This window comes from Pseudoalteromonas sp. J2K-J599 (genome assembly GCF_059295115.2).
On record NZ_CM200271.1, the window covers coordinates 2,876,970 to 2,889,521 of the forward strand.

A 12,552-nucleotide genomic window follows, 5' to 3' on the forward strand; every position below is an offset into this window, starting at 1 on the left:
AATTCCAAATACCTTAACTTTAATACGCTAAGGGGCGCTTTAAATTGCGCCAATTAATACTACCCGCTAAAAGCATTTCGCGTAGTGATAAAACCCGTGGCATGCAACGCTTCGAAAATTGCCACTGATGCCCGCAACATGCAGCGGTTAAACTCACTTTACTTGGCTTTATTAGCTGAGCATTTTGCTGCTCTAGCCCATTTCCTAAAAAATCAAACCAACCAAGCTCGTTACAATGCAGCTTATTTTCGCCTAACTGATCGATACTGTCTATTCTAAGACGCACCTGATCGTAGCCATGCAATATAACGGGCACAATAAGCCCCACTTTGGCATACGTTTGATAAAAAAGTTCATTAGCTTGAACATTCACATCGGGTGGGGTCGGTTTTTGCTTTTCAAGCCACGTACCATTTTGTGCATCAAGCGTAAAAGGCGTGTCACCATTGGCAACTAACGTTGCCGCTCGCTCAATATAATAAGGTAGGCTTTTTAACTGGCGGCGCAGTTTATCGGCATTAGGCTCTGCAACTAATCGCTGAACCTCACGCTGATAAAACGCATTGCACAATTGTGCATACAACACTTTTTGTGCATCAGTTTGCCAAATTTCAACTTGCTGTTGAGCACCAAGTGACTGATTTTTAGCGACCAAAAGCTGTACTCAAAAATATTCAGGTAAATGTTTTATAACACAGTATTGAATGTTTTTTAAGCGCAGCGCACTATTTTAAGCGCTTGGCTTTTCACCTAATTTTGCTTTACCTGATTCTAAAAATTGCACAACCGTATTACGCTTTTTACCAATCAATAAACTGCCATCAGCTAAAAACATAAAGTTTTGCCAATTGCGTTTAAATACATCAAACGTCGTTTCGATAATATTATCGCGTGCCATACAAAAATAAACCGTGGTGTTAGCTTCCCAATCTAAAAACGTTAAGATTGCTTCTGGTGGTAACGCATCGCCATTTTCCCACGCATCTTGCCAATCTACTTCTTGGCTAAAGCTTTTTTCTTGGCCACACCAATCGGTGTCTTCAAAAAAATCAGGGTGATCAAACTCACGGCTCACCATGGTTGTCCAAAGTACGGCTGCGCGCTCGTCGCTCATAGGCTTTATTTTTGCTGCGTCTTCATCAGATACAGGTAAATCTTTGTGGCGAAAAACCCACGCCTTTTTGTAATCATCTAAAGAAATATAGTTCATAGTATTGGCAAATTAGTTAACATTAAAAGTGCAAAGCCAAATTATACAAGAGATCAAAACATGACTACAGCAATAAAACCACTTTCCCTAAAACCAGGCATATACCAACACTACAAAGGCCCGCAATATAAAGTTATTCATGTTGCCACCCATAGCGAAACCGAGGAACAGCTTGTGATTTACCAAGCACTTTATGGTGAATTTGGTATATGGGCGCGCCCACTTAGTATGTTTTTAGAAACTGTTGAAAAAGAAGGTGAGGTCATACAGCGTTTTGCTTATATTGGACCTGCTGCTTAACTATGGCATTATAACAAAATAACTTACTGCTCAGACCAGACAAGGGTACACCGTGCAATTTAATTCAACTGACAATTACATAGCGAGTAGCGCACTTAAACAAGCTGTAAATGCTGCCATTATGCTCGAAAAACCACTTTTAATTAAAGGCGAACCTGGCACAGGTAAAACCATGCTGGCTGAGGAGTTGGCTAAAAGCTTAGATACCACGCTTATTCAGTGGCATATAAAATCGACTACTAAAGCGCAGCAAGGTTTATACGAGTACGACGCGGTTTCGCGCCTGCGCGACAGCCAACTAGGTGACGAGCGTGTACACAATATTGGCAACTACATCGTTAAAGGTAAGCTTTGGCAGGCATTTACGTATGCAGAGCTTAACGGCAAACGCCCAGTGCTTTTAATTGATGAAATAGACAAAGCCGACATAGAGTTCCCAAACGACTTACTACTTGAGCTCGATAAAATGGAGTTTCATGTTTATGAGACTAACGAGCGCATTGTCGCAAAAGAGCGCCCTATTGTAATCATCACATCAAATAACGAAAAAGAATTGCCGGACGCATTTTTACGCCGCTGCTTTTTTCATTATATTGATTTTCCTAGCAGCGACGAAATGCAGCAAATTATTGACGTGCACTACCCTAACGTTAAACAGGATTTAGTACGCCAAGCACTTGAAGTGTTTTTTAACCTGCGCGAAGCAAACGGCCTTAAAAAGAAACCTTCCACCAGCGAATTACTCGATTGGTTAAAGCTTTTAATGGCTGAAGACATAGACGCTAAAACACTGCACGACAAAGCGCAAAAAGGCGGATTAATGCCAATGTTTGGCGCCTTACTTAAAAACGAGCAAGATATAAGCCTAATCGAAAAATTAGCCTTTATGAGCCGTCGCTAGGGCCTGTTGACCTTTCAGGATTAAGATTTGTTCTAACTAGGGACGATTTAATCGTGGCGCGAGGTTTGTAACCTAGTGGGCTAAGTAAAAGCCGAGCAACAAAGAGTTAATCGTCCCTAGAACGAACCTTCAGGCAGCGCGTGTTTGGTATTTATGCTGTGTTATCGCCTATTTATGGGGAATAACCACACTACATAGGCTCTGCCTTGCCTAAATACCAAACACACTGCTGCAAATTTAACCTCGAAAGATAAACAGGCCCTTATATGTTAGTACAGTTTTTCTTCAAACTGCGTGAATACCGCCTACCTGTAAGCCTGCGCGAATTACTCGATTTAATTAACGCCTTAAAAAAAGGCGTTATATTTGCCGACGTAGACGCCTTTTACCATTTAGCACGCACCATAATGGTAAAAGACGAAACGCACTTTGATCGATTCGACAAAGCCTTTAGCGACTACTTTAGCGGTATTGCCGACCTTGATTTGCTCGAGAGCTTAAAGCAACAGCACAACCTACCTGAAGATTGGCTACGTAAAGAGTTTGAAAAACACCTAAGCGATGAAGAAAAAGCCCAACTAAAAGCCATGGGCGGGCTCGACGAGCTTATGAAAACCCTAAAAGAGCGTTTAGAAGAGCAACAAAAACGCCACGCTGGCGGTAATAAATGGGTAGGTACTGGCGGCACATCACCTTTTGGTGCATACGGCTATAACCCAGAAGGTGTACGTATAGGGCAAGACGGCAATCGTAACCGCCAAGCGGTAAAAGTGTGGGATAAACGCGAATACCGCAATTTAGACTCCGACAGAGAAATTGGCTCACGTACAATAAAGCTCGCCCTTAAAAAGCTACGTAAATTTGCCCGCACTGGCGCAAGCGATACCCTTGATTTAAACGAGACTATTCGCGCTACTGCAAAACAAGGCGGCATGCTTGATGTAAAAATGGCACCCGAACGCCACAATGCAGTAAAAGTATTGATGCTGTTTGATATTGGCGGCTCAATGGATGACTACATCCACACCTGCGAAGAATTATTTAGCGCCGCCCACAGCGAGTTTAAACATTTAGAGTTTTACTACTTTCATAACTGTTTATACGAGCACGTTTGGCAAGATAACCAACGCCGCCACTCTAACGTAATAGACACCATGACGCTGATTAATAAATTCACCAGCGACTACAAAGTAATATTTGTCGGTGACGCCACTATGGGCCCTTACGAAATAGCTTATGCCGGCGGCTCCGTAGAGCATTACAACGAAGAGCCCGGCAGTGCATGGCTTGCACGCATTACAAACCACTTTGATAAAGTCGCCTGGCTCAACCCACAACCCGTTGAACACTGGCCTTACTATCAATCGATTGGCTTTATAAAAGAGTTAATGAACAATCGCATGTATGCGCTGAGTTTAGATGGGATAAGTAGAGCGATAAAAGAACTGAGTTAAAGTGAATAATAGAAATATATTAAAATTAATTTTGTTTGCATCACTTATTATAAATTTGGTTTTTATAACTATCTTTATAAGTGACTCTAAAAAGGATAAAAGCATTTATTTATTAGCAAGCAATGTTGAAGCTAAATGCTTGAATGATTGGAAATCACAAGACTCTAGGGTGCCTTTTATTACCTCTCATCAAATTTTAGGACCAGATCCCTTTACTGAATATAACCTTTTAGAGCTGGGAGGTTATGATCAGTCAACATCTTTCACGTACGAATTCTCAGCATGTTTTAAAGATAAATTTTCTACAGTAAGAACAATTGCAGAGATGAAATATGTTATTGATTTCATGGGTAAGCAATCAAAAAATGTAGGATTTTATAAATTACCAAATTCTGATGAAATTGTTGTTTACTCAAATGAGTAACAATTAGGCTAGATTGGCTAAACTCACAACTCGTTGAGCATTGGCTGCACTATCAATCAATTGGCTTTATAAAAAAGCTAATGAACAACCGCATGTATGCGCTTAGTTTAGATGGGGTCAGTGGAGCGATAAAAGAGCTGAGTTAGATGCGAATTAACGACAGCTCAGTTCCTGCAGCTAACCTTCTAGGCGTGTATCTGAAACTCTGTTGGGTGGCGCCTTCGGCTTAACCAACCTACCTTTTGACGTATGTCGGATAAGTGGCAAAGCCACGCCATCCGACGAAAATGATGAATTTACTAGAAACAACCCGACTTACCGCCTTACAACCTAACGCTCTGTTAGCCATCAAAAATATACTACTTTGTGCTCATATTTCGTGTTAGGGAAGCCGCAATCTTTACGCATTTCACTAATGCATGCTAAAAACTCTTCTTTTGATGCGTTCCTTTTTATCAATGAATCAATAAACTTGGACATCTGAATTACTACATCTTCACTAGCCCAAAGAGCAGCAAGGTCGTAAGCTTTTAAAAAGTCAGCTTTTTCTTGCGGAGACGCTGAATTTCCTGAGTTTACAAACACACGCATAGCAATCATCAGGTTGGTGTATACATCTCTGCGCCTAACTAATAACTCATATTCTCTTGTTACATTGGCTCTTTCATTTTCTAAGATTTTCTTAGCCCATAAATCCCCTAGCCACTTAGATAGAGCGAAGACTAATACAGCGCCACCACCAAGACTAATCCCGATAGCGCCAACAATTTCCATTAAAGCTTGAAAACCCAAAATATCTCCTTGATTGCTAATAGCTTTATTAAAGGGCGCCTTCCTTATTTTAGCGCGAAAGCGTCCCTATTTTATGAGCTTATATCAATAGCAAAAAACATAAGTTATTGCTAGCTATATATATGGGTTATTTCGTCATCTAGAAAAGGGGAAAGTATCCTCTTAGTCTTACTTATCTGACGGCAAACCTCCTGAATTACCGCTTCACGCTCTGAGCTGCCATGCAGGTAATATTTAAATCATATAATTATAAAACGTTACTTCCTCGTTCATTTCATTCAAAGCGCTTTACTCATAAACAAGCTGTAAGGATCTAACTCATAATCACCAAATAGTTCGCATTCTTTAAAACCAAATTGAGTGTAAAGCTTTTGTGCGGGCAAAAATGCCTTTGCCGTGCCGGTCTCTAACCTTAACTTTTTGTAACCTCGCAAAGTGGATTGCTCAATAAGATGCGTGAGTAACTTAGCGGCTGTGCCTTGGCGTAAATAGTTGCTTGATGTGCGCATTGATTTAATTTCGCCATGCGTTGTATTTAGCGTTTTTAAAGCGCCAACACCCGCTAAATTATTATCAATCCATAAGCTATAAAAAGTTATATCGGCTGAGTGAGTTTACTCACATCAAGTGCATGTACGCTCTCAACAGGTGAGTGCTTTAGCATATCGTTATGATGCGCCTGTAGTAACTTTATCACGTATGGGTTTGAAAGCTCGCCTGTTCTTATTTCCATTTACAGCTCATTTTTTCGTGTATTAATATTTAATATAAAGCGCTAATAACTTTATATTTAACTCATCATTACTAGAAGCTAAAACACTACCGACTGATTTCGAGTGTTCTAAGTCCCCTATTCGCATCTCAAACTTTTGATTATCAAAACTATCAATAAAAATATGTACTTCTTTATCCTCATCATAAAATGATGCGAAGTTGTCTATAATGAGCATATTAAATATCATAGTTTCTTCCTTGTAGATTAAACATAAAATAATGATTACCTAAGACAATTTAAAGTTACAAGGTTTATAACGAAGGATTACTATAAATTTTAAAATATTGATAAAAAATATTCTTTCTCGAAACTCCTTTAAGTGAAGAAACAAGAGGAAGTAAGAACTCCTTGCTATCTAGTATTTCTATTTTCCATTTAGCATCGCCAATAAAATGAAAAGTTAACGTGTTCGAGTTTTGAATATTATAATTTCGAAAAGTTCCCGTTGAATACATGCTACCAATCGTAGCTGAATCAACAATATCAAGGCACTCATTTAAGAGATGGATATGAAGCATATCCTCGTAAGGAGTATCATCCGTCATAAAGACAAGGTATTTACAACCGGCTTTAATACAAAGCTCCAAATAAGTACCATCAACAACTTTATCTGTTTGCGTATTATTTAAAAAGATATAGCTCTGTTCTGGAGACTTAGGGATTGTCTTAAATACTTGGCTTTCCATTATGATCATCTTTTTCACCTAGCTATTACTTTTGACAGGCTAATTCTCGCCCACCGCAGGCTATCGTGGTCCACACTAGTCGACATTTGCAGAGATCGTTTGGTTTGTACCTCAAACCTAAAATCACATCAACTTCCACACTACAAACGCAACGGCAAATCCTACTAAATACACCAAACCTAACCACGTTAAACTACGTAGTAAAACGCTATGCTTAATAGCAGGCTCTGATCGCACAAGGCTAAAGTTGAGCCATGCAAATACAGGCGTTGTAACAAATGAAAGTGTCATAGCAAACGTAAGCATGGGGCCAAGGGCTGATTTAAAAAATAAAATAACGGCCATACCGGCAAATGCTTGTAGTATTAACCAAATATTTAAGCTGTGTTTTGATTGCCCAAAGCCAAGTAGTTTATGAGATTCGCTAAGCGTACGGGCGTAGCCATCAAGCACGGTGAGTGTAGTGCCAAACATACATAAAAAGGCGATTGCTGATACAAGCGGCCTTGCCCACTCGCCTATTGTTAATGCGTACATATCAATAAGCTGCTTGGCAAACGCGACACCGCCGAGTTCTATACTACTGGTTTGCCCGTACTGCACTAATACACCTAAGCTAAAAAATACCAAGGCTAAGCCAGCTGTAAGCCAGTAACCTACGTTAAAATCGAACAAGCCTTGGCTTTTAGAAACTGTTTGCTGCGCTTGTTTTTCTTTTAGCCATAAAGAACTTAATGCAGATATTTCGATAGGTGCTGGCATCCAGCCCATTAAAGCCACCATAAAGCTAAGCATGGCAAGTTCATACGGTGAAGGACCCACATAATCAGCAGGTGCCATTGGGCCGTTACTAAATGCAATGGCAAGGGCAATCAAAGTAGCGAGCGTAAGCAGCCCCATAATGCCTTTGGCAACGTTATCTAGCGCTTTAAAGTGTCCAAGTAGTAATATAACTAAACATACACCGAGCAGCATCCAACAAAGTAAGGTTACTTCGATAACCACAGGTAAGGCGTAATGCAGTAAGCTTGCGGTAAGCAGTAATACGCCAGCGGTATTAACAACAGCGGCTACAATGTTTAAGCCAATAAAGCTGTAAAAATAAAACGGGCCTTTACTCTTATAGCCCTCCACTAGGCTATTTTTAGTCGCGAGTGTGTATTCCATACCAAAGCGAAAAAACGGATATTTTAAAACATTAACAACGAGGATAAGCCAAAATAGTTGCCAACCAAATATTGCTCCAGCTTGCGTAGAGGCAACTAGGTGAGATCCGCCAATAGCGGCTGTTGCCATGAGTATTCCAGGTCCAAGCGCACCTAGTCGAGACTTCCATACTGCTTTTGTTGTGTGCATTAATTTCTCAAAATATGTGTGTTATACGCTGCTTTTATTAATTTTTTTGATTAATAAACTGCAAGAACGCATAACTTACCTAAATTACAGGCAATAAAAAAGAGCCATACGGCTCTTTTTTACAATACTTTGGAACTAAATTTTATTTAAGATCCATCTCTTGGATGATCTCGTGTGCGATTTCAGGTGTAGTGCTAACAGGCTTTTCGTGTAAGTTTGCTTTTATCTGCCCTTTTCGATGTTTTAGTGCCGCATCGAGTTTTTTAGCTGCGCTTGCAATGGCTGGGTACATAACTTCGTTTTCCCCTTTTACCGATATGCGCGTGCCTTCGTAATTAGTGCTAATTTCAGCTTGGATTTTATGATGCTCTTTAGACAAAATAATATCGAGTGCAATAAGCGATGGAAAGTGGCTCTCGATTTTTGAAAATTTTTCGTTGATGTGCTCTCTAATAGAGTCAGTAACTTCAACATGGTGACCAGAAAGATTAATTTTCATAGGGTATCCTTTTATTTGTTACCTCATAAATAGTATTGGGGGCTATTTAGATTAACACAAGGAAAAAAGAGAGATATTTGAGGTTTATTTGCGGTTTTTGGTGATTTAAATCATACGTTGCGCAAAATTTATGCAAAGCCCATAGTGCATGGGCTTTCAGACGTCTAGCTGTATTGATTAATCTGTGTACGAACAACAGTAGTCAGCAAAATCAGATACTTTTACTTTAAAGCTTACATTTGCATCAACATTAAACGATTCACCTGCGTTAAATGTTTTCCAATCACTTGCCCCTGGTAATAAAATATCCCATTGGCCAGCTAAAAGCTCCATGCACTCTTTTTGGTTTGTATCAAAAACAAACTCACCTGGTTGCATAAAGCCTAACGTTTTCGCTTCGCCATCACCTAAAATAACGGTACGACTTGACACTTTTCCGTCAAAATATACATTGGCTTTTTTTACTACACTTACGTTATCGAACTTTGGCATTTTTAGCTCCTGCTATTAATTTAAGATTTTTATTTATAAATTTTATCGCACTACCTTGCCTGATAGCTTACTTTCTTGCAAGGAAAGCAGCATTGTTCAAGGTGAAGTTGCTTCATGTAAGGGCATAAAAAAACCCGCAACATGTGCGGGTTTTTCAATTACTTACTTTATTTAATCAAAGCGATTAAAAAAGCTCGTTTGCTTTGCTTACAATGTTTGCCACTGTAAAACCAAAGTGCTCAAACAGCTCACCAGCAGGTGCCGACTCACCAAAGGTAGTCATACCTACTACTGCGCCATTTAGACCTACGTACTTGTACCAGTAGTCAGCAATACCTGCTTCTACTGCTACGCGGCGTGTAACAGATGCCGGTAATACGCTTTCTTTGTACTCTGCGCTTTGATCTTCAAAGGCATCAGTACATGGCATAGATACAACACGTACCTTTTTACCTTGGCTGCGTAGCTCAGTTGCTGAATCTTGTGCTAGTTGCACTTCAGAGCCCGTCGCAATGAAAATAATTTCAGGGTTGCCGTCACAGCTAAGGATGTAACCACCCTTTTTAACGTCTGCTAATTGCTGTGCGTCACGCGCTTGTTGCTCAAGACCTTGGCGAGTAAAGATTAACGATGTAGGACCGTCTTTACGCTCAATAGCTTGTTGCCATGCAATTGCCGACTCAACTTGGTCACATGGGCGCCAGTTGTATAAGTTAGGCGTTAAACGCATGCTTGCAATTTGCTCTACTGGTTGGTGAGTTGGACCATCTTCACCTAAACCGATTGAATCGTGCGTGTATACAAAAATGCTTGGTTGCTTCATTAATGCAGCCATACGTACGGCATTTTTTGCATATTCAACAAACATTAAGAACGTAGCACCGTAAGGAATAAAGCCTTTATGAAGGGCAATACCATTCATAATTGCCGACATACCAAACTCACGTACACCGTAGTAAATGTAGTTACCGCTTGCATCGTCGTGTGTTAAACCTTTAGAGCCATCCCAAATTGTTAAGTTTGAGCCTGCTAAATCGGCTGAGCCACCCATAAATTCTGGTAATAACGGACCAAATGCGTTTAATGCATTTTGCGATGCTTTACGAGACGCTGGGTTTGCAGGGTTTGCTTGTAATTGCTCAATGTACGCTTGAGATTTTTCAGCCCAATCGCCAGGCAGTTCGTTATTAATACGACGCTTATATTCAGCTGCAAGCTCTGGGTATGCTTTTGCGTATGCTGCAAATTTTTCGTCCCAGCTTGATTCAAGCTGCTGACCTTTTTCTTTGCTATCCCATTGTGCGTAAATATCATCAGGAATTTCGAACGCATCGCCAGTCCAACCTAAGAATTCGCGAGACGCTTTAATTTCGTCATCACCTAGTGGTGCACCGTGACAATCGTGGCTACCAGATTTATTAGGTGAGCCGTAACCAATAATTGTTTTACAACAAATTAGTGATGGTTTATCGGTAACACTTTTAGCTTCTGCAATTGCAGCACTTATAGCATCGCTGTCGTGGCCATCAACACCACTAATTACATGCCAACCGTATGCTTTAAAGCGAGCTGGCGTGTCATCTGTAAACCAACCTTCTACTTCACCATCGATTGAAATGCCGTTGTCATCCCAAAATGCAACAAGTTTACCCAGACCTAATGTGCCTGCAAGTGAACCAGCTTCATGAGAAATACCTTCCATAAGGCAGCCATCGCCCATAAATGCATAGGTAAAGTGATCAACAATATCGTGACCTTCGCGGTTAAACTGTGCAGCTAGCGCTTTTTCAGCAATTGCCATACCTACGGCATTTGTGATCCCTTGACCTAATGGACCCGTAGTAGTTTCGATTCCTGGTGCATAGCCATATTCAGGGTGACCTGGTGTTTTAGAATGCATTTGACGGAAGTTTTTAATTTCGTCCAGTGGTAAATCGTAACCACTTAGATGCAATAGAGAATAGATAAGCATTGAACCGTGGCCGTTTGAAAGAATAAATCTGTCACGGTCAGCCCACTCTGGATTTGTTGGGTTGTGTTTTAGATAATCGCGCCATAATACTTCTGCGATATCAGCCATGCCCATAGGGGCTCCAGGGTGACCAGATTTGGCCTTTTGTACTGCGTCCATTGACAAGACGCGAATAGCATTTGCAAGTTCTTTGCGAGATGGCATGAATTCTCCTACCTTTATGTGTATTTGCGCGGGTATTTATGTGTTTGTTTATGCACCCAAGTAACTTGGGTTTGTTTATATCGACCATTCTTACTTATTGTGGGGGCTGTGTGCAATTAAAAACCCTATAAAAGTGAGGCATTATGAATATTTTTTAAGACCAAAAAGTTATTAGTAATTTTATTTAGACGTCTAGGCGTAAAAACACTATGCAAGGTGTTTTGTTTTCGATAAAATACGCCCCTTAATTTTTTAGCGCTAATACCGACGTTTGTGAAGCGCAATATTTGTGAGCAGAATTACAATGGCAAAACATTTATTTACTTCTGAATCAGTTTCTGAAGGTCATCCGGATAAAATCGCCGATCAAATCTCTGATGCGGTACTTGATGCTATCCTAGAGCAAGACTCTCATGCCCGTGTTGCGTGCGAAACTTACGTAAAAACAGGTATGGTTATGGTTGGTGGTGAAATCACTACTAGCGCATGGGTTGATATTGAAGAAATTACACGTAAAACAGTACGTGAAATTGGCTACACGCATTCAGACATGGGTTTCGATGCAGATTCATGTGCAATTTTAAACACTATTGGTAAACAGTCTCCTGACATTAACCAAGGTGTTGACCGTACTAGCCCAGAAGAACAAGGTGCTGGCGACCAAGGTCTTATGTTTGGTTACGCATGTAACGAAACAGAAGTACTAATGCCTGCGCCAATTACTTACTCACACCGTTTAGTACAGCGCCAAGCGCAAGTACGTAAAAGCGGCGAGCTTAACTGGTTACGTCCAGATGCAAAATCTCAAGTTACTTTTGCATACGAAAATGGTAAGCCAGTAGGTATTGATGCAGTAGTACTATCTACTCAGCACAGCGAAGACATTTCGCAAAAAGATTTAGTAGAAGCGGTGATGGAGACTATCATCAAGCCGGTACTTCCTGCAGAGCTTATTACAAGCGCGACTAAATTTTTCATTAACCCAACGGGTCGCTTTGTAATTGGCGGACCAATGGGCGATTGTGGTTTAACAGGTCGTAAAATCATCGTTGATACATACGGTGGTATGGCTCGTCACGGTGGTGGTGCTTTCTCTGGTAAAGATCCATCAAAAGTTGACCGCTCAGCTGCATACGCTGCACGTTACGTTGCTAAAAACGTAGTTGCGGCTGGCCTTGCTGATAAATGTGAATTACAAGTTTCTTACGCAATCGGTGTTGCAGAGCCTACATCTATCAGCGTTGAAACGTTTGGTACAAGCAAGTTAGAAGAAAGCCGTTTAATCGAGCTTATTCGTGAACACTTTGACCTGCGCCCTTACGGCTTAATTCAAATGCTTGATTTAGAGCGCCCTATCTACCTTCCTACAGCGGCTTACGGCCACTTTGGTCGTGACGAATTCCCTTGGGAACGTACAGATAAAGCTGATGCACTTCGTGCAGCTGCTGGCCTTTAAGCTAAAAGTGTTGAAGTAAATTAAAAACGGC

The 12,552-nt window shown here is 40.7% G+C and carries 14 protein-coding genes and 1 pseudogene; 5 read left to right on the forward strand and 10 right to left on the reverse strand.

What is annotated here, in order from left to right; all coding sequences use genetic code 11:
- Nucleotides 1–19: 19 nt before the first annotated feature.
- Nucleotides 20–655, reverse strand: coding sequence for a hypothetical protein (locus AC5NT5_RS13000; RefSeq protein WP_002958964.1), 636 nt, complete (start codon nt 653–655; stop codon nt 20–22).
- Nucleotides 656–730: 75 nt separating this feature from the next.
- A complete protein-coding gene (locus AC5NT5_RS13005; protein ID WP_002958965.1) occupies nt 731–1,210 on the reverse strand; it encodes a DUF2947 domain-containing protein in 480 nt (159 codons plus the stop codon).
- A 60-nt stretch (nt 1,211–1,270) separates the two neighbouring features.
- Between AC5NT5_RS13005 and AC5NT5_RS13010 the strand changes: the two genes are divergently transcribed.
- The 4 genes from AC5NT5_RS13010 (at nt 1,271) to AC5NT5_RS13025 (ending at nt 4,289) form a co-directional block, all read left to right on the forward strand.
- Nucleotides 1,271–1,510 (forward strand): DUF1653 domain-containing protein, encoded by a 240-nt coding sequence (locus AC5NT5_RS13010; protein ID WP_039486721.1) that lies wholly within the window; start codon nt 1,271–1,273, stop codon nt 1,508–1,510.
- A gap of 52 nt (nt 1,511–1,562) precedes the next feature.
- Nucleotides 1,563–2,411, forward strand: coding sequence for an AAA family ATPase (locus tag AC5NT5_RS13015; protein WP_182712268.1), 849 nt, complete (start codon nt 1,563–1,565; stop codon nt 2,409–2,411).
- A 266-nt stretch (nt 2,412–2,677) separates the two neighbouring features.
- Entirely contained in the window at nt 2,678–3,865 is a 1,188-nt protein-coding gene (locus tag AC5NT5_RS13020) for a vWA domain-containing protein (RefSeq protein ID WP_494513989.1), read from the forward strand.
- 1 nt (nt 3,866) lies between these two features.
- Entirely contained in the window at nt 3,867–4,289 is a 423-nt protein-coding gene (locus AC5NT5_RS13025) for a hypothetical protein (RefSeq protein WP_494513988.1), read from the forward strand.
- Nucleotides 4,290–4,637: 348 nt separating this feature from the next.
- On the opposite strand, the gene AC5NT5_RS13030 is transcribed toward AC5NT5_RS13025, so the two are convergent.
- The 8 genes and pseudogenes from AC5NT5_RS13030 to tkt all read right to left on the reverse strand — a co-directional run bounded on the left by AC5NT5_RS13030 (nt 4,638) and on the right by tkt (nt 11,065).
- Entirely contained in the window at nt 4,638–5,081 is a 444-nt protein-coding gene (locus tag AC5NT5_RS13030) for a hypothetical protein (RefSeq protein ID WP_494513987.1), read from the reverse strand.
- Nucleotides 5,082–5,359: 278 nt separating this feature from the next.
- A pseudogene (locus tag AC5NT5_RS13035) lies at nt 5,360–5,814 on the reverse strand (GNAT family N-acetyltransferase).
- Nucleotides 5,815–5,836: 22 nt separating this feature from the next.
- Complete coding sequence (locus AC5NT5_RS13040) at nt 5,837–6,043, reverse strand: hypothetical protein (protein ID WP_303543807.1); 207 nt, start codon at nt 6,041–6,043, stop codon at nt 5,837–5,839.
- Nucleotides 6,044–6,107: 64 nt separating this feature from the next.
- Nucleotides 6,108–6,542, reverse strand: coding sequence for a hypothetical protein (locus AC5NT5_RS13045; RefSeq protein WP_494513986.1), 435 nt, complete (start codon nt 6,540–6,542; stop codon nt 6,108–6,110).
- Between the two features lie 123 nt (nt 6,543–6,665).
- Complete coding sequence (locus AC5NT5_RS13050; RefSeq protein ID WP_494514103.1) at nt 6,666–7,838, reverse strand: NRAMP family divalent metal transporter; 1,173 nt, start codon at nt 7,836–7,838, stop codon at nt 6,666–6,668.
- Between the two features lie 202 nt (nt 7,839–8,040).
- Nucleotides 8,041–8,397 carry a ribosome hibernation-promoting factor, HPF/YfiA family gene (hpf, locus tag AC5NT5_RS13055; protein WP_007376058.1) on the reverse strand — a complete coding sequence of 119 codons (357 nt, stop codon included), beginning with the start codon at nt 8,395–8,397 and terminating at the stop codon, nt 8,041–8,043.
- Nucleotides 8,398–8,574: 177 nt separating this feature from the next.
- Entirely contained in the window at nt 8,575–8,889 is a 315-nt protein-coding gene (gene ppnP, locus AC5NT5_RS13060; RefSeq protein ID WP_494513985.1) for a pyrimidine/purine nucleoside phosphorylase, read from the reverse strand.
- 184 nt (nt 8,890–9,073) lie between these two features.
- Nucleotides 9,074–11,065, reverse strand: coding sequence for a transketolase (gene tkt / locus AC5NT5_RS13065; RefSeq protein ID WP_076925203.1), 1,992 nt, complete (start codon nt 11,063–11,065; stop codon nt 9,074–9,076).
- A 304-nt stretch (nt 11,066–11,369) separates the two neighbouring features.
- Here tkt and metK point away from each other — a divergent pair, with 304 nt between their 5' ends.
- Nucleotides 11,370–12,521 carry a methionine adenosyltransferase gene (gene metK, locus AC5NT5_RS13070; RefSeq protein ID WP_002958976.1) on the forward strand — a complete coding sequence of 384 codons (1,152 nt, stop codon included), beginning with the start codon at nt 11,370–11,372 and terminating at the stop codon, nt 12,519–12,521.
- Nucleotides 12,522–12,552 lie beyond the last annotated feature (31 nt).

Bases quoted from the DNA above. Each gene is read 5' to 3' on its own strand.
- AC5NT5_RS13005 (WP_002958965.1), bottom strand. From the start codon at position 1,210: ATGAACTATATTTCTTTAGATGATTACAAAAAGGCGTGGGTTTTTCGC.
- AC5NT5_RS13010 (WP_039486721.1), top strand. From the start codon at position 1,271: ATGACTACAGCAATAAAACCACTTTCCCTAAAACCAGGCATATACCAA.
- AC5NT5_RS13020 (WP_494513989.1), top strand. From the start codon at position 2,678: ATGTTAGTACAGTTTTTCTTCAAACTGCGTGAATACCGCCTACCTGTA.
- AC5NT5_RS13040 (WP_303543807.1), bottom strand. From the start codon at position 6,043: ATGATATTTAATATGCTCATTATAGACAACTTCGCATCATTTTATGAT.
- AC5NT5_RS13045 (WP_494513986.1), bottom strand. From the start codon at position 6,542: ATGGAAAGCCAAGTATTTAAGACAATCCCTAAGTCTCCAGAACAGAGC.
- AC5NT5_RS13050 (WP_494514103.1), bottom strand. From the start codon at position 7,838: ATGGCAACAGCCGCTATTGGCGGATCTCACCTAGTTGCCTCTACGCAA.
- hpf (WP_007376058.1), bottom strand. From the start codon at position 8,397: ATGAAAATTAATCTTTCTGGTCACCATGTTGAAGTTACTGACTCTATT.
- ppnP (WP_494513985.1), bottom strand. From the start codon at position 8,889: ATGCCAAAGTTCGATAACGTAAGTGTAGTAAAAAAAGCCAATGTATAT.
- tkt (WP_076925203.1), bottom strand. From the start codon at position 11,065: ATGCCATCTCGCAAAGAACTTGCAAATGCTATTCGCGTCTTGTCAATG.
- metK (WP_002958976.1), top strand. From the start codon at position 11,370: ATGGCAAAACATTTATTTACTTCTGAATCAGTTTCTGAAGGTCATCCG.